This window comes from Pseudanabaena minima str. Chao 2107 (assembly GCF_051131155.1).
GTDB lineage: Bacteria > Cyanobacteriota > Cyanobacteriia > Pseudanabaenales > Pseudanabaenaceae > Pseudanabaena > Pseudanabaena minima.
In genome coordinates, this window is the sequence record NZ_CP159508.1 from 887,081 (window position 1) to 905,404 (window position 18,324).

The window sequence follows — 18,324 nt, forward strand, 5'->3', positions numbered from 1 at the left end:
ACCTGTGTAATTGATAATAGTCTAGCAAGAATAAGGCAAGCAATCTATGGCAAGGAAAGCTCCAAATATTTGGCAGAAATTCTGGAAACGTGTCACTGACGTTTGGAGGCAGTTTCTTAGCACTATTGACGGGCTGATTGGTAATAAGTTTGTTGAATTTTTAAACAAAACTGTCCCCACGCCCTTACGATTTCTAATTCCCTTTCTTAAGGATGATTTAGGCATTGAGCCACCTTCAATTACTTCTTTTAAGGGTATAGGGCTACCTGAAAAGATCGAGACTAAAGAAGTTTTAAAAGAAATTGCAGTTGATCAAAGGGTAGGGACAATTTGGCAAATTAAGCCACAATTTTTGCGATATCAATGTCAAGAATCAAATCCATTTCGGTGCGAATATCCTCACGAAACCGTCACCGATAATCCCAACAATAAATATTGTAAAAAATGTCAATTCCCAGCAAGCCTGCCACCTGAAGTTAAAATTCGTGGTAGAAACGGTGTTTATGAAGTAGACAACTATATTGGCATTCGTGGTACTGGGCGCATCTATAGCGCAACCAAACTCACAGACGGGGAAACATTTTTATTGAAAGAATATGTCATTCCCAAAAAATATTTTAATGAGCAGGAAACTAGAGCTTGCAAACGCAACTTTGAAGCCTCGTCAGAAATGAAGCTCTCAGACGGTAGAAAACAAGACTCGCGGTTGATTACCCCCATAGAAGCGATCGCCGACGCTCGTGAAGAGCGATGTTATGTAATTTTGCAAAAAAATGATGAAGCAATCTCCCTAGCTGAATACTTAGCTATCCATGGTGCGATGAGTAACTGGCAGGTGAAATCTTTTCTCAATCAAGCTTTACAAACCCTTGAGTCACTACATTCACAGAAATATCGATTACGTTCTGGAGTGGTGACTTCAGACTTACCTCACGGGAACTTAACTTTTTATAGCATTGCGATCAGATCAGATTTTCAGGGATTTACCGTCTATCTCAATGATATGGCGCTTTGGGAAGATCGTTTTTATCCACCCGACGTGAAAACACCTGCCTATTCTATCAATCGTGATCTTGAAGACTTGGGCTATATTGCTTTCTATCTCTTAAAAGGTGGTGTCATCGATTTAGAAAATCGTACTTGTTTAAATCCCCATGACCTAAATCATTGGGGTGATAAGGTTAATCTAGGACTGAAAAAATTTATTCAAAACTTAATCGGTTTTGGGGAAACTAGTTATAACAGTGCAGAAGTGGCAAGGAGAGCGTTATTGCGTATACCTATTGAACGCGAGGCTCTATTAGAATTTATTGACCAAGAGGAAGTTGCACCAGTTAAGAAGAATTGGTGGGGATGGCTGACAAAAAAAGTAATTGCGATCGCGATCGGGGTGATTCTATTATTGCTACTGCTTTTCTTGCTATATTTCTGGTTAACTCAACCACCCAAAGCCGCCAACCTCAATTTGCCTTGCTGTATTAATCAAATATCTGACATTCCTGAAGGTAAGTTTACCTACACGGCTGATAAGAATGGCACTTGGAATTACACACTTTTACAAAATAATTTGATTGCTAAAGGATCAACTCTCGAAGAAGAACTGCAAAAACGTCAACCAAAACTACAGCTTAACTATCAACCTGTAGATGTTGATAAAATTACTGAGAAAGGTGTCGATAAGACTTCCAATCAATTTCCGATCGCTCAATTACAATCTAACCAAGCCGATTTTGCCATTTCTAGTGTGCCTGATAATCTAGGCGGTGGCTTTATAACTCAAGATATTGCCTACGACGGCTTAACGGTGTTTGTCGCTTTTAGTTATGCCCAACGCAATAACAGCTTACCAACTGCACTGCAAGGTAAGATCACCTTTGCCCAATTACGCCAACTTTATACAGGGGAAATTATTAATTGGCGACAGTTGGGAGGACCAAACTTGCCTGTAAAACTCTACATGCCCCTAGATGATGAATCGATCAGGATTTTTGAGAAACGGGTACTAAAAGACGAATCCGCGATCGCTACTTTCCGACAGCTTGCTCAAGAAGGAAATAATGGCATTACCTCACTATCTATTTTTGATTCACTGCGGCGCGTAATTCAAGACTTTGAAGATCGCAACATTGGCAGTATTTCCTTTGGCTCAATTAGTCAGGTTTTTGGGCAATGCTCCGTCTATCCACTGACGATAGCCGATGATAACAAATCCTTTGTTGCACCATTAGTTTGGCAAACTGGCAAGGCAATTACGCCCGATGTTGATCTTTGTAATGAGAAAGGTAGTTATACCCAAAACTACAGTGATTTTATAAATAAAGTTTATCCCCTTGCTTATCCAATTTCAGTAGTTTATACCCGCGATAACCGCCGAATACCGATCGCCGAACGTTTTGTTTCGATTATGCGAACCGAGGAAGCTCAAAATTTACTAAAGCAAACTGGGCTAATCCCTCTAAAATTCCCGATTAAATAAAAAGTAAAAAAGCGAGTGACGGACGCGAATCATCAACACTCGCTTTTTTATTTTGTATTAGCACCAAAGCCCAAAAGTATCATCACATCAAGCCCAAAGCGCTGTAACTAGCTCAACATAATTAAAACCTAAACCCAGAAGTTGTCCCGCCCACTACGCGGGCGAGACAGCTTTCTAGGTTTACTTATGCCTAGCTACTTAGTGCAGTTGGCAACCAATGTATAATGTAAACTGGATATGATATGCGCTTGGTTATACGTTTACATATACATGGTAAATCGTTGATGGAAAAATATTCTGACCAACCCAAAGAAGAAGCCGAACTTGCTAAGTTTGCTGCCAAAGTTTTAAATGAACCCTTGCAAATCAGATTACTTAGCGATCGGGTTTATGAACTGCTCACAAATGAATTACGACAACAAAAAGAACGCGTTGGTAGAAATTATGAGGGAAGATTATGACAAACAGTAGTAGGTTTGCTAGAGCCGAATCATACGTTACAACCAATCATTTTTATGTGGAAATGTTGCCAACCGCAACAATTGTTGCAGGATTCACGGAATGTTCTGGATTAAGCGCAAGCGTTGATACAGATAAATTTTTTGAAGGAGGAGTTAACGATCAAAAGCGAATATTGCTAAAACAGACTTCTTTTACGGAAGTAACACTTAAGCATGGTGTAACAAATGACTTAAGTTTCTGGAAATGGTTTACGGCAACAACTAACCGTAGAAGAAATATCCGAATTTTACTTTTCAATCAAGCTGGTGAGACAAGACAATGCTGGACATTGATTGGAGCAGTTCCTGTTGGTTGGACTGCTCCATCACTTCAGGCAGACGGCAATTCTGTTGCTATTGAAGAACTAAAGTTGGCGATCGAAGGTTTAACCGTATCTTTTGAGGGCGGTGGAGCAGCGACAGTAGTTACAAGAAATTCTGCAAGTGGTTCTTTCCCTAGTTCTTAGACCATGACTGAAAATATCGAAATCCCTTTTGAGGCAAATAAAGATGGAGATATACCTGAAGATCTTCCATTAGGCAATTATACGCCCCTGCTTGTACCGCCATCTCTTGGGCAGTCATTTTTACAACCAAAATTTATCTATCCTTTAGGGGCAGTCTCATTAGTAAATCCCGATAATTTAGCGGCTGAAAATGATTTTGAGCAACTGAATAATACCTTTGATAATTCTCCTTTTTTTGATCAACCTTTACAATCAGATTCTCTAAGTAGGGTTGATAGTCAAGCTACAAATCAACCTAATATCCAAACAAAGGCTGTTACTTCTAAAAATAATCCACAGAGGCAAGTACAAACTGAGCGATCGCCAATTGATTCTCCTAAAAGCAACTCAATTCAACGGCAAACCCTAGATTCTTATCAAGCACAATCCCTTAATTCCCAAAATTTATCAAGTCAAGAATTTAGTGTAAATCCTACATCAGATCATAATTTTCAGACAAGTTTAGATGCAAATATATTAGAGAATACATCTATTCAAAGATCTGAAGATCTATCGTCAACTATCAATGTCACTAATTCAAAAAGTGATCGCACTGAGCGAATTCAAAGTCAAATCCAAAGAACTTCTGAGCCTTCTTCAACAAGTAGCCCAAATCCTCAATTGCCATTAAATTCTAACTTGCCTTTTTTAGAGACAAATATTGAGCAAAGTAATCCAAGTAATCAAGATAAATTAGTTCAAAGACAGACAGATGAAAGGCAAACAGATGAAACTAATTTAGCTTTTACAAATATTGATCTTTTAGTGGGCAATCGCCCTAATCAAACAGAATCTAATTTATTTACGGTTGATACTCCTCAATCTCCTCAAACTGATGTAGTACAAAGACAATCTGATAGTTCCACAACCAATATTCAAAACCCACAAATTCAATTAAATTCTGATTTGCCTATTGCAAACATTGATACAGGTAATAATCTAGCTGGCGATCTCAATCTTCAACCAGAGTCTAGTTTTGTTAATGCCAATAATGCCAATAATATTTCTCAAACTGCACAAGTCTCACAAGCTAATACTCTACAGAGGCAAGCTAATAATTTTCCTGTAAATAATATTTTTCAAGCTGATCTTACTCAGCCAATTCAAAGACAGACTGATTCGTCTATCTCTAATAGCGAAATTTCTACAGACAATAATACTCAGCCAAGTCAAGACCCTTCAGAATATCCCATTTTAGATAATGTTGCTGACAGCGATCGCACCATTCAGCAACAATTTGAATTATCTCCTGTCGATAGAATCCAGATTCCCCAGACCGATGAAATACAGAGACAACTTGATATAGCGTTGGTAGATAATATTTCTCAAGGTGATCTCACGCAACAAATTCAAAGGCAAACTGATTTATCTCCCTCTGGAAATACTGCAAGTATTAACACGCAACAAATTCAAAGATTTGCTGAATCTCCAGTTTTAGATAATATTTCACAAAGCGATCGCACTATCCAGAGAGAATCTCGCTTATCTAGTGTTGATAATACACAATCTTCTCAATCAGATTCTCTACAGCAACAATCTCGTATTTCTTCTGATGTCTCTAATGAGAATACTATTCCTGAAGTTAATCGTACTATTCAGCGAGAATCTAATTTAGCTGCTACTGATACAACCCAATCACCTCAGACTGATGCGATAAGAACCCAATCTAATATTTCAGTAGATGATTTTTCTCAAGGCGATCGCTCTATTCAAAGAGAGTCTCTAGGAACAGTTACCGATATTACACGGTCTGACGAAATACGAAGACAATCTGATGTTAATCATATTTCTCAAGAAGATTACACTCAACAAATCCAAAGACAGTCACAGCCAGATATTGCTACTGTTGATAGTTCCGTAAACAACAATATTCAGTCAATCTCAAAACCATCTGAATCTCCTATTACTAAATCTTCTCTTGCTGATAATGTTGTTGAGAGCGATCGCTCTCTGCAAATTCAAAGACAACCTGATCTAACTATCTCTGATAGCAGTAATTCTACAAGCAGCAATATTCAACCAATTCAAAGACAACCTGAGACTCCTATTTCAGATAACAGTTTTTCTCAAAGCGATCGTACTATTAACCGAGAAACTGATTTAGCTCCTACTAATCTTGGGCAAGATTCTCAGAATTATGACATACAAAGACAAACTGATATTTCGTTGGTAGATAGTCCTTCTAAAAGCGATCGCGCTACTCCACAAGAATCTAATTTGTCAGATAATAATGTTACTCAATCTGTTGCAAATGATGAGATACAGAGAAAATCAGATGTTTTTACTGTAGATAATTCTCCTCAAAGCGATCGCACTATTCAAAGAGCGTCTGAATTATCTACTGTTGAGCCTACACAGATTTCTCAGCCTACTCAAATACAGAGACAGACTGATATTACTTCGATAGAGCCCCCCCCTACAATCAACAGCACTCAGTCAGTTCACAGATTTTCTGAACCTCCTATTGCTTCTGAAAGCGATCGTGCTATTCAACTATCATCTACTTTGTCAAATATTGATATTGGTCAATCATCCCAGAATACTAGTATCCAGAGGCAAACTGATCAAACTAATATTGCAGATTTACCTGAATCGGATAGTTCTCCTACAAGCAATAACTCTCAGCAAATTCAAAGCTCTTTTGAACCTGCTGTCTTAAAAAATATTCCTGAAAGCGATCGCATTATTCAGCGGCAACCTGAGTCGGAGCCTACTGATAGAACAATATTCCCAACTGATGAAACACAGAGACAACTTGATGTTTCAGTAGCTAATAACGTCTCAGGAAGTGAACATATCCAACCAATTCAAAGACAACCTGATACATCTATCTCTAATGATAATCTTCCCTATGAAAACATTCAGTCAATCCCAAGAACTTCTGAACCTCCTGTTTTAGATAATATCAATCAAGATAATCGTCGCAATATTCAAAGAGAAACAGATTTAACTTCTCCTGCGGATATTAGTCAAGATATTCAGACTAATGAAATACAGAGACAAACTGATGGTTTAGAAGCAAATAGTATTCCTGAAAAAGATATTCAACTATCTTCTACTGATATAACACAAACTCCCCTAACTGATAATGTTCAGAGACAACCTGATTTGTTTGCAGTAGATAATAATATTGCTAGAGATAGTCGCACTCAACAAATTCAAACAAGACCTGATTTATCAACCTCTGATATTTCCACAAACAGAGACTCACAACAATTTCAAAGATTTAGTGATACTGATATTTCTACCGTAGATCAGATCTCTGAAGGCATTCAACGCAAATCTAGTTTATCTCCTGATCTTAACCAATTTCGACAAACTGATGCGATCCAGAAAGAAACTGATGTTTCGGTAATTGGTAGCATTGATCAAAGCGATCGCTCTATTCAACGAGAATTTGATTTTTCCCCTACAGATGACATTACACAATCTCTATTAACTGATTCTTTACAGAGAGAATCAGTTAATGCTCAAGTAGATAATAGTATTTTCTCAAATGAAACTACTCAACAAATCCAAAGACAGGCTGATCTAAATATCTCCGATCGCAATTCTGAAAATGACAACATTCAGCCAACCCAAAAAACTTCTAAATCTCCTGCTTTAGATCATATTACTCAAGATAATCACACTATTCAAAGAGAAGCAGATTTATCTCCTATTGATAGTACGCAAGTTCTCCAACCTAATGAAATACAGAGACAAACTAACATTTCAGACGTAGAAAGTATTGCTCAAGGTGATCTTCCTATTCAAAGAAGTGCAGATTTATCTCCTACTAATAGTCCACAAACACCCCAAATTGATATTATTCAAAGACAGCCTAATACTTCTACAGTAGATCATAGTACCTCTGGCTCTCCTCACACTCAACAAATCCAAAGAACATCTGATTTGTCTGACTCAGATATTATTCCTAACAGTAACATTCAGCAAGCTGTAATAGTTTCAGAATCTCCCATTTTAGATAGTCTTTCAAGAAGTGATCGTACTCAACAAATTCAAACAAAACCTGAAGTATCGACCTCTGATATTTCCACAAACAGGGATTCGCAACAAATTCAAAGAATTGATGATACTGATATTTCTACTGTAGATAGTATCTCTGAGTCCATACAACAAAAAACTGATAACTCTGCAATAGATGCGATTTCTCAAGGCGATCGCACTATTCAGCAAAGAACTGACTTATTCAATAATTTTAATAATATTGAGATTCCCCAATCGCCACAAATTAATGACATACAGAGACAACCTGATGTTGCAATAAATATTGCTCAAGAAGATCTTTCTCAACATATCCAACAAACTGACTCGTCTATTTCTAATAGTAATACTACAGCCAGCCCTGTCGAACAAATCCAGAGAGAATCTGATGTTTCTACTATAGACATTAAGCAAAATCTTCAGACTAACGAACTACAGAGACAAACTGAGCTTTCAGATAGTATTTCTCAAGGCGATCGCTCTGAAGAAATTCAAAGTAATTCTGATTTATCACCCACAGATAGCAAGCAAAGCTCTCAAGCTAATGTTATTCAGAAACACCCTGATATCTCTACAGTCAGCAACAGTATTTCCGAAGATAGTCTCACTCAACAAATTCAAAGAACATCTGATTTACCTAACTCAGATATTGCTACTAACAGCAACATTCAGCAAATTTCAGGGGTTTCTGAATCTCCTGTTTTAGATAGTCTTTCACAAGGCGATCGCACACAGAAAATTCAAACAAAACCCGATATATCGACTTCTGATATTTCCACCAATAGAGAGCTACAACTAATTCAAAGATTTGTTAATACTGATATTTCTAATGTGGATATTAATTCTGAAAATATTCAAAGAAGAATTGACTCAACTCCTGTCGAGCTTACACAATCTCAAGCTGATGAAACACAGAGACAGCCTAATATTTCGTTTGCGGATAATACTACCCAAAGCAATCTCTCTGTTCAGAGAGAGGCTAACTTATTTAGTAATGTTGATACTATACAATCACCACAAACTAATGGCATACAAGAGCCATCAAATATTTCAATAGATAGTACTACTCAAGAAAGTATTGTTCAAAAGACACAACAAGCTAGCCCATTTATTGCTGATAGCATTGATATCAGCAATCCTGTTCAACCGATTCAGAGAGAAGCTGTTGTAGATCATGCCGATCAAAGCGATCGCACTATTCAGAGAGAGCCAGATTTATCGCCTACTGATGGCACGCAAATCCCTCAGACTAATGAAATACAGAGACAAACAGACAGTTCAGAAGTAGATAGTATTGCTCAAAGCGATCAACCTATTCAAAGCAAAGCTGATTTATTACCTAATGATAGTACATCAACTAATCCTCAAGCTAATGTTATTCAGAGACATCCTGATATTTCTACAGTAGATCACAACACTCAACAAATTCAAAGAACATCCAATTTACCTGACTTAGATATTACTTCTAACAGCACTATTCAACAAACTGTCAGAGATTCTGAATCTCCTATTTTAAATAGTATTACTGAAAGAGATCGCCCACAACAAATTCAAAGGACATCTGATTTACCTAACTCAGATATTGCTAATAACAGCAACATTCAGCAAATTTCAGGGTTTTCTGAATCTCCTGTTTTAGATAATCTTTCTTCACAAAGCGATCGCTCACAACAAATTCAAACAAACCCTGATGTATCGACTTCTGATATTTCCACCAATAGAGATCCACAACAAATTCAAAGATTTGTTGATGCTGATATTTCTAATGTGGATATTAATTCTGAAAATATTCAAAGAAGAATTGACTCAACTCCTGTTGAGATTACACAATCTCAATCTGATGCAACACAGAGGCAGACTGATATTTCTTTAGCAAATAATGCTGACCAAGGCGATCGCACTATTCAGAGAAAAAATGACTTATTTAATAATAAGGACTTGCCTATTTCTGATAGCAATGCTAATCAACAAATTCAGAGGGATATTTTTACAGATCATACTGACCAAAGCAATCGCAACGATATTCAGAGAGAAAATAATTTGTCTGACGTATCTGCTATGAATATTGAGCAAGACTTTCAGACTAATAAAATACAGAGACAACCTGATATTTCATCAGTAAATCATAATGACCAAGGTGATCGCAATCAACAAATTCAAAGACAGTCTGACGTTTCCATAGATAAAAATATTCAACCAGTTACAAATTTTGCTGATTCCCCTATTTTAGACAGTGTTTCTCAAAGCGATCGCAATATTCAAAGAAATACTGATTTACCACCTACTAATATTACACAAACTTCCCAAACTGATGGTATTCAGAGACAATCTGATGTTTCCACAGTAGACATTAATATTTCTGGAGATAATCGCGCACAACAGATTCAAACAAAAGCTGATTTATCGACCTCTAATATTCCCACAGATATAGATTTGCAACCAATTCAAAGATTTAGTGACGCTGATATTTCTACTGTAGATATTAATTCTGATTTTTCATCTGTTGATATTACACAATCGCCTCAAGCTAATGACATACAGAGACAATCTAATATTTTACAAGGAGATCTCACTAAACAAACTCAACAGAGCGATTCACCTATTGATGCAATACAGAGACAGTCTGATATTTCAGCAACAGATATTCCTCAGAGCAATCACGCTATTCAACAAGAATCTAATTTATCAACTGTTAATATTGAAAATGCTATTACAAGATCTCCTCAAGGTGAAGCAATACAGACACATTCTGATGTTTCTATAGTAGATAATATATCCGAAAATAATTCTATTATCCAAAGAGAATCGGATAAATTAGATGTTGATATTACGCAATCTTCTGTAACTAATGATAGACAAAATCAATTACAAAGTGGATTACAAAGAGAAATTTCTGATTCTAAAGTAGATAATATTTCTCCAGTTGATCACATCCAACAAATTCAAAGAGATTTAGATCCCTCAGAAGTAAATAATGCAGATCGTACTTTATCAATCGATCATACTAATTCAATTCAAAGATCTGCTGATTTAGTTGATCTAAATCCTGAAGCAACTTTTCAAATGTCAGATAATTTAGAGCATAATAATCTTCAACAAATACAGAAAAAATCTGACCCGAAATCTAATCTCACTACTCCCAAGAAAGATGACGCCATTAATAACCAAGCTCCTGTAGAGCAAAATGACAATCAAACAATCATTCAAATGTTAGCTGATCCTAGTAATACTCAGGATTTACAACTTCCCAAAGCCATTAAAAATCTTGCTCATACTAATTACTTAGGCAATTCATTGTTACTACCATCATCCCAAATACCTAGCCCCATGACATCACAAACAATACAGCGATCACAAACAAATCGACGAGATCGACCTGCTCAAGGCAATTTGCCCAATAGTTTAGACAACTTGGCTCAAACAATTCAACCGAAACTAGACAACAATTCTGACAATAGCAATAGTCAAACAAGTTCTATGGGGTGGTCAAACATATCAGAATTGTTAGCAAACTTACCACCTCCAAAGGCGAGTTCATCTAAAAGCTCACTAAATAAACAAACAACTAATACTAGCGATCGCAGTCCTCTCGCAACTAGCCACTCAAGTTCGTCAACAAGTTCTACTAGCAATCAAACAACTATTCAGCGATCGGCTGATAGTCCTACTAGCGATAATGATCAAGACTTATACTTAACCCCAACAGGATTACAAAAAGGAAATCCCAACAAAATTACAAATACTCGATCTAATACAATTCAACGCGAACTTGCATCTGATACTTTGCCAGAAGCTCAAGTTTCAGTTAATACCAATCATAGTTATAATGCCGAGAACTTTGCCGAAAATCTTGAAACCCTTGCTCAAGAGATATATATTTTATTAAAGCATCGCTTAGAAACAGAAAGGGAACGACAGGGAACGAGATATCAAGGAAGATTACCTTGGTAATTCAAAGCTTTAATCAGTTATTTTAGAGATTTTTTCAGAAACTTTTAGGTAAACAGATTATGACACTCGTTAAAGCAATGCTCACCACTACCGATGCAGGTGCTGTAGCCATCAATTTCCAATTTAACCCCGAAAGTTTGTCGTTTTCGAGAACGGTTAATTGGAAAGTAGAAGATGGTGCATATACCGCAGCAGGTTTTCCAAAAGTTTCTTACTCCAATCGAGGTGCGGAAACTTTGAAGTTGTCAAATTTATGGTTTGATACTTATGAATACCCAACCAAAACAAGTGTTCTCGATCTCATCTCGCCGATCATCAAATCCACAGAAATTGCAGGATCATTAAAACGTCCACCCGTATATATATTTGCTTGGGGAGAACAATATCTTAAATGTGTTGTCACCAACATTAGCTATGATCTAACCATGTTTCTCGCCGATGGTACTCCTGTCAGGGCTAAGGTAAGCATTGATCTCCAAGAAGTTGATGACATTTAAGTTAGTTGATGACATTTAGAAATATTCCCAACAACACTTTTTTATTAATAACTAAAATTACCAATGCCAGCAACATATAGATCTCAGTTTTCCCTTACAATAGATGGAACTTCTGCTTCCGAAGATTTGATTGCCGATATTTTACAAGTATCCGCCGAAGAAAGCCTGCATCAACTCGGCATGTTTACACTGATCATTAGTAATAATTACTTCTATGGTGATAGCACAGTACCTTGGAAGCATATGAGCAAATTTGCGATCGGTAAAAAAGTCAAGATTGGATTCACCGCCAGCACCACAGAAGACCCTGACTTTGACGATGCATCGTCTGCATATGTCTTAGAAGGTGAAATTACTGCCATAGAAACAGATTTTACGGCAGACGCTAAGGCTCCGATTATCATTCGTGGCTATGACGTTGCCCATCGCTTACATAGAGGTCGGCACAATCGTTCTTTCATAAAAATGAGTGACAGCGATATTGTCAAAAAACTAGCTGGTGAATCTGGCATTGCAATTGGGACGATCACCGCAACTACCCCAATCCATGAATATGTATTCCAAGAGAATCAAACGAATATGGAATTTTTGCAGGAACGCGCAGCACGCAATGGTTTTGAGCTATATATGCAAGATGGGAAGTTAAATTTTCGTAAATCCACAAAAGGTGCAGAGATATCTCTTAAATGGTTAAAAGATCTATCTAGCTTTCGAGTCCGTGTTACGGGGGCAGAGCAAGTTAACTCGGTTGAAGTAAGAGGCTGGGACTACAAGACAAAAAAAGCGATCGTTTCTACAGCATCCACTGAGTCAGTAATTACCAGCAATACTAGCGGTAAAGGCAGTTCAACTAGTAGTGCATTTACTGGTAAGCCCACTGCTCCGAAAGTGATTGTTGTCGATCAGCCAATTTTTAGCGCTGCTGAAGCTCAAAAAATCGCTCAATCTTTATGTGATGAATTAGGGGGCGAATTTGTCAATGCCGATGCAAAAGGCACTGGTAATCCCTTAATCAGGGCAGGTAAGGTCATAAAGCTAACTGACATGGGCAACTATAGTGGTAGTTATTATGTTACCGAAACTCATCATTTATTTCAGAATCGAACGTACATTACCCATTTCAGCGTGCGCGGTCTGCGTGGTGGCGATTTGTATTCCATTTTGTCATCCAAGACTCATTTGCAACCAGGTCAAACCATGTTGGTTGGTATAGTTACAAACAATAATGATCCTGACCAATGCGGAAGGGTCAAAGTTAAATTTCCGACGCTTACCGAGGAACACGAAAGCAACTGGGCTAGGGTTGTAGGCGTGGGCGCAGGTTCAAATAGAGGTTTTGACTGTCTTCCAGAAATAAATGATGAGGTTTTAGTAGCTTTTGAGCATGGTGATATTCATCGACCTTATGTAATCGGTGGAGTATGGAATGGTACTGACGCACCACCTGAGGCTGTAGCCGAAAGTGTTGCAAGCGGTAAAGTCCGTTTACGAACTTTTAAGACTCGCCTTGGACATAAGTTACAGTTTGTTGAGGAAGACAAAGGGGCTACCAAAAAAGGAATCTATATTAATACTGTTGGCGGACATAATCTTAGAATTAATGACAGCGACAAATTTGTTGAACTCGAAACTACTGGTGGTCACAAATTTCGGACTGATGATAGTAGTAAGGTAATTAGTCTCACTTCAACGGGAGATATAACGGTTAAAACTGGTACATCTGGGACAGCTAAAGATTTAACGATTAATGCGGCTAATATGACCTTAACCGCAACAACCAACATTACGCTTAAAGTGGGTAGTAACAAAATAGTGATTTCTAACACAGGTGTAGTAATTGAAGGAACGCAAGTACAGATTAAAGGTACGGCTACAGCCAAAATGGAAGCCCCAATGGTTAATGTCGAAGCTACTGGAATCAATACAATTAAAGGTAGTTTAGTTAAGATTAATTAGTGTGATTAATTAATATTTTTAAGAAGTAATTATGGGACAACAAGTAGTTTTAAGTGGAATACTTCAATGTAGTTTTGGCGCTGCACCAGTTCCGCTCGTGGTCACTCCTGAGAAGCTCGTCCTTGCGGGAAATCTTCCCGCTGCGAATATTATGGATCATATACCAATCAAGAATATTCCTTCATTTGGACTTTGTAGAGCACCGCTCAATCCTGCGGTTATTGCTGCGACTGCCCTCCCAGTACCTGGAGTGCCAAAACCAGCACCTTGTGTACCAGTAACACCTGCTCCTTGGATTGTTGGAGCGCCAACTGTCTTAATTGGTAATTTTCCTGCGCTTAACAATTCTTCAAAGTGTATGTGTGTTTGGGGTGGGGTGATTTCAATTAATTATGCTGGACAGGCAACAGTACAGATTCCATAAGCAACTATTAGCAAACATGAGTGATTTAGAAAGAGACTATCTGGGTAGGGGAATTTCGTTCCCTTTACGGATTAATGTTCAAGGTGAACTAAAAACTGATGGTGGCGATCGCAACTTGGAAGAGTCGATCGCCACAATTCTAAATACAAAGTTAGGAGAGCGAGTATATCGCCCTAATTTTGGCAGTCGCTTATCGGATCTCACTTTTGCGCCGATGAATCCACAGACAATCTTGCTAGCCAGAATCTATGTTGAGGAAGCATTGAATAGATGGGAACCTAGGATTAAGGTTACAGGAGTTTATGCAGAGCCTGATCCAATTAGAGGACGTTTAGATCTAAAAATCCTCTATGAAATAAAGGAGAGCCATGACCGTCGTAGCATGGTTTATCCGTTTTATTTACTACCCCCCAATGGCAATTAAAGAACCGATTTTTTATGGCATGTCTTTGCCGTGCCACAAAAATTGGCTTTAACTTTTTGAAATAATTTGGTATTTAATCGCGAAGGGTAAACATAGCTAGTAAAATCAAAACATCGCCAAATTCACCGAAGAGCATTGTGTAATGACGAAAGAGTTTGATTTTCTTCCCAATTTGCCAAAATCTGATCTTGACGATCGCACCTTTGCAGAATTGGTGAATGAGTGTCTTCTCAGAATCCCGCGCTATTGTCCAGAATGGACAAATTATAACCCTAGCGATCCAGGTGTTACTCTGATTGAATTATTTGCTTGGTTAACCGATCAGATGTTGATGCGGTTTAATCAAGTACCGCGACGTAACTATGTTGCTTTTTTAGAATTATTAGGGATTCGCTTACAGCCACCTGCACCTGCTCAAACAGAGGTAACTTTTTATCTGAGTGCCTCTTTACCAGAACCCTATACAATTCCTGCGGGGATTGAAGTTGCTACGCTGCGAACTGAAACTGAAGATGCGATCATCTTTAGTACCGATCAACCTCTGGTAATTGGGAATCCCCGCATTTTACATTTACTAGCTGCACCTAGAGCCGAAGAAAATCCTGAGTTTTTACGAGATTTACTCTTAGATGTATGGACAGAGGATCGCGAAGAGGGTTGGTCTGGGCAGGAAATTGCCCTATTTAGTGAACCACCTCAACCAAATAATTGTTTCTATGTAGTGTTTGATGGAGAGCAACCGATCAATGGTAATGTAGTAGCCCTCAACTTGAAGGGAGAATCAGCAACAACGACAGGGATTAATCCTAATAATCCACCTCGATTTTGGGAAGCATGGAATGGCAATGCATGGCAACCTGTACTCCAAAAAGAAAGTGACGATCACACGAAAGGATTTAGTTTTAGTGAATTAGCCAATGAAGGGATAAATCCTTTGCAGGGTGCAGAAGTAATCTTTCATTTGCCTCTAACATGGGAAGTGACACAGTTTTCGACTTATCGAGGGCGGTGGTTACGCTGTAGCTACGTCGAACCAACAGCTAATCAGTCAGCCTATAGCCGATCGCCACATATTATTGGCATGGCAGCAAGAGCGATCGGGGGAACGGTCAAGGCAACTCAATGTCATGCCTTAGTAAATGAAGTTTTGGGAGAGAGTAATGGCAAATCAGGGCAGGTGTTTCAACTAATGCACCACCCAGTATTGCCTCGTCAAGCTGATGAATATCTCCTAATTACCCCCCCCATTGGACTGCCACAAATATGGCACGAAGTTGCCGACTTTTCTGAGTCTACAGAAAGTGATCCGCACTATATTATCGATTCTACTTCAGGGCAAGTTCAATTTGGTCCTTTTGTGCAAACTCCCAATTATCAGAGTCAGCACACATTGCAACGTTTACGGATTCAAGGTGAACCGATGCAAAGAGTGGTGTCGGATCAGACCAAGGCGATCGCCATGAATACGAAGTCAACTGGTACTCAATATGGCGCAGTTCCCCCAAAAGGCTCAATCATTCAAATGGTGAAATATCGTACAGGTGGAGGGTTTCGCGGTAATGTACAGCGCGGCAGTTTGCGAATAGCCAAAAATGCTATCCCCTATGTAGCCAGTTTAACCAACCATATTTCAGCTAGTAATGGCGTTGACGCGGAATCCCTTGATGATGTGGCGGTGCGCGTCCCCAAAATGCTCCGAACTCGCGATCGCGCCATTACCCAGACAGATTTTGAATACTTGACCATGATTGCAGGAGATGGTGCTGTAGCTCGCGTCATCTGTGCACCTACTCGGAGGCAAGAGGCGGGAACTGTAAAGTTGCTGGTTGTCCCTAGAGTCCGCACTGAAAGCATTGAGCAAGGACAAGGGATTGCTCCTGATCAGTTCATCTTAACCAAGCCTCTAATTGATCGAGTATCGAACTATCTCGATGAACGGAAGATGCTAGGCATCCAAATTCAACTAGACCAACCTGAATATGTCGGGGTCTGTGTCCAGACTGAGATTGCCCTAGAGTCTTCCTATAGCAATCCACAGGTGCAGCAAGATATTGTTCGTCAGCTTAAGGTAATGCTCTATCGCTTTCTGAATCCGATTACGGGTGGAGTTAGTGGGCAAGGTTGGGAGTTTGGTCGTCCTGTTTATCCATCTGATATTGTCAAACTGTTACAAAATTTTCAAGGTGTGCGCTTTTTAGGTACAGTACAACTATTTGAGTTGCGCTATGAAAATGGCGAATGGATAAGAAGACTCGCACCACAACCAATGATTGACCCAGGTTCAGTTGGATTGATCTGCTCTTGGCGCAGTCCTAGATTACGCTCTAGCCATGTGATTAATATTGTCAGTTAAGCCCATGACAACATCTAAACACCACCTCCTATGACTCAAAAAAGTAAGCTCCAAGCACTAAGCATTCGTTTAATTTCAATGAAGTCTCCTGATGCCAATGAAGAGACTTTAGCCAGTGCTGATAATTTGGGAAGTCCGCAGGACAATCTGTTACGAGCTAATAGTGATAATGTGCGATCGCCTACTAAATGCAAACTGCTGGTTAATCCCCATGAACCGAGTGAGATTGTAGTCAAGCTCAAAAACTCTAGTAATCGATCGCTTCTAACCAACTTGCGTGTCGAAGGGGACTTCCCAACAGATTGGCTTCAAATTGGGATGGAAGGGAATGAATTGCCTCCCTATGCAGAGATGGAAGCTGTACTCTATTTTCAAGTTCCTGCGGACTTTTTTGAAAAACAAGAAGCGATCGTGCAAGGGCAGCCCCTCACAATTAATTATCAAGGGCAGTTACAAATTTATGGTGGTTATGCGAGTTCTAATTCAGATTCAGAATTTTCACCTAGACTAGAATTATTTGATATTGAGCCATTTCGGCTTTATGTGCGTCCACCTAGTTTATATCTGGACTTCTTACCTGATGCTTACCGTGAAGTAGATTTTGTAGGACGCTTGCTGAAGATCTTTGAAGAAGCCCTAGAACCCGATGTGCAGATTTTAGACTCACTCTGGGCTTATCTCGACCCAATGCTAGCACCTGAAACTATGTTGCCATTTCTAGCCCATTGGGTGGGCTGGGAAACATCACCAAATCTTGATATTGAGCGACAACGCTACTTAATCAAGCAAGCAATGCAGATTTATCGTTGGCGTGGAACTCGTCGGGGGCTACGCTTTTATATCCATTTGTTTACAGGGTTACCCCTCGATGAGCATTTACCTGAAGCAGAAAAGCACATTAGTATTTTTGAAATTACAGGACGAGGTTTTGTGCTTGGCGAAGCTATCCTCGGACAAAATGCTTCAACAGGCGGGGGGAAACCCTTTCATTTTGTGGTGAGAATTCGTAACGATTTACAAAATAGCCTTGACTTACCACTTATCCACCGAATTATCGACCGTGAAAAACCTGTTTTTTGTACCTACGATCTAGAAGTTATTTAAAGATGTCATTCACAAAGCGACTGTATCTTCAAACTCTGAGAATGTATAGCAATCCTAAATGGGTTGTGAGAATGCGCCCCTTCGGGGCGCATTCTCACAACCTCCTAAATCTTAATAACTCAATTAATTGATAAAAAATCACTAAA

At 38.8% G+C, this 18,324-nt stretch carries 10 protein-coding genes; all 10 read left to right on the forward strand.

Annotated features, from left to right (window positions below; genetic code table 11):
• Positions 1 to 46 precede the first annotated feature (46 nt).
• The 10 genes from ABM313_RS03835 (at position 47) to ABM313_RS03880 (ending at position 18,178) form a co-directional block, all read left to right on the forward strand.
• Positions 47 to 2,476 carry a PstS family phosphate ABC transporter substrate-binding protein gene (locus ABM313_RS03835; RefSeq protein ID WP_434686378.1) on the forward strand — a complete coding sequence of 810 codons (2,430 nt, stop codon included), beginning with the start codon at positions 47 to 49 and terminating at the stop codon, positions 2,474 to 2,476.
• A 284-nt stretch (positions 2,477 to 2,760) separates the two neighbouring features.
• Positions 2,761 to 2,937, forward strand: coding sequence for a hypothetical protein (locus ABM313_RS03840; RefSeq protein WP_434686379.1), 177 nt, complete (start codon positions 2,761 to 2,763; stop codon positions 2,935 to 2,937).
• Positions 2,934 to 3,443 carry a phage tail protein gene (locus ABM313_RS03845; RefSeq protein ID WP_434686380.1) on the forward strand — a complete coding sequence of 170 codons (510 nt, stop codon included), beginning with the start codon at positions 2,934 to 2,936 and terminating at the stop codon, positions 3,441 to 3,443. The genes ABM313_RS03840 and ABM313_RS03845 overlap by 4 nt, the downstream gene beginning before the upstream one ends.
• A gap of 3 nt (positions 3,444 to 3,446) precedes the next feature.
• Positions 3,447 to 11,420 carry a hypothetical protein gene (locus ABM313_RS03850; RefSeq protein ID WP_434686381.1) on the forward strand — a complete coding sequence of 2,658 codons (7,974 nt, stop codon included), beginning with the start codon at positions 3,447 to 3,449 and terminating at the stop codon, positions 11,418 to 11,420.
• 59 nt (positions 11,421 to 11,479) lie between these two features.
• Entirely contained in the window at positions 11,480 to 11,917 is a 438-nt protein-coding gene (locus ABM313_RS03855; protein ID WP_434686382.1) for a hypothetical protein, read from the forward strand.
• A 63-nt stretch (positions 11,918 to 11,980) separates the two neighbouring features.
• A complete protein-coding gene (locus ABM313_RS03860) occupies positions 11,981 to 13,873 on the forward strand; it encodes a VgrG-related protein (RefSeq protein ID WP_434686383.1) in 1,893 nt (630 codons plus the stop codon).
• Positions 13,874 to 13,904: 31 nt separating this feature from the next.
• Positions 13,905 to 14,297, forward strand: coding sequence for a DUF4280 domain-containing protein (locus tag ABM313_RS03865; RefSeq protein WP_434686384.1), 393 nt, complete (start codon positions 13,905 to 13,907; stop codon positions 14,295 to 14,297).
• 16 nt (positions 14,298 to 14,313) lie between these two features.
• The gene (locus ABM313_RS03870; protein ID WP_434686385.1) at positions 14,314 to 14,721 is read left to right on the forward strand and encodes a GPW/gp25 family protein; all 408 of its coding nucleotides are present in this window, start codon (positions 14,314 to 14,316) and stop codon (positions 14,719 to 14,721) included.
• Between the two features lie 142 nt (positions 14,722 to 14,863).
• Entirely contained in the window at positions 14,864 to 17,074 is a 2,211-nt protein-coding gene (locus ABM313_RS03875; RefSeq protein ID WP_434686386.1) for a putative baseplate assembly protein, read from the forward strand.
• A gap of 30 nt (positions 17,075 to 17,104) precedes the next feature.
• The gene (locus ABM313_RS03880; RefSeq protein WP_434686387.1) at positions 17,105 to 18,178 is read left to right on the forward strand and encodes a phage tail protein; all 1,074 of its coding nucleotides are present in this window, start codon (positions 17,105 to 17,107) and stop codon (positions 18,176 to 18,178) included.
• Positions 18,179 to 18,324: the final 146 nt, after the last annotated feature.

Coding starts and splice junctions, on each gene's coding strand:
- ABM313_RS03835 (WP_434686378.1), top strand. CDS start 47: ATGGCAAGGAAAGCTCCAAATATTTGGCAGAAATTCTGGAAACGTGTC.
- ABM313_RS03840 (WP_434686379.1), top strand. CDS start 2,761: ATGGAAAAATATTCTGACCAACCCAAAGAAGAAGCCGAACTTGCTAAG.
- ABM313_RS03845 (WP_434686380.1), top strand. CDS start 2,934: ATGACAAACAGTAGTAGGTTTGCTAGAGCCGAATCATACGTTACAACC.
- ABM313_RS03850 (WP_434686381.1), top strand. CDS start 3,447: ATGACTGAAAATATCGAAATCCCTTTTGAGGCAAATAAAGATGGAGAT.
- ABM313_RS03855 (WP_434686382.1), top strand. CDS start 11,480: ATGACACTCGTTAAAGCAATGCTCACCACTACCGATGCAGGTGCTGTA.
- ABM313_RS03860 (WP_434686383.1), top strand. CDS start 11,981: ATGCCAGCAACATATAGATCTCAGTTTTCCCTTACAATAGATGGAACT.
- ABM313_RS03865 (WP_434686384.1), top strand. CDS start 13,905: ATGGGACAACAAGTAGTTTTAAGTGGAATACTTCAATGTAGTTTTGGC.
- ABM313_RS03870 (WP_434686385.1), top strand. CDS start 14,314: ATGAGTGATTTAGAAAGAGACTATCTGGGTAGGGGAATTTCGTTCCCT.
- ABM313_RS03875 (WP_434686386.1), top strand. CDS start 14,864: ATGACGAAAGAGTTTGATTTTCTTCCCAATTTGCCAAAATCTGATCTT.
- ABM313_RS03880 (WP_434686387.1), top strand. CDS start 17,105: ATGACTCAAAAAAGTAAGCTCCAAGCACTAAGCATTCGTTTAATTTCA.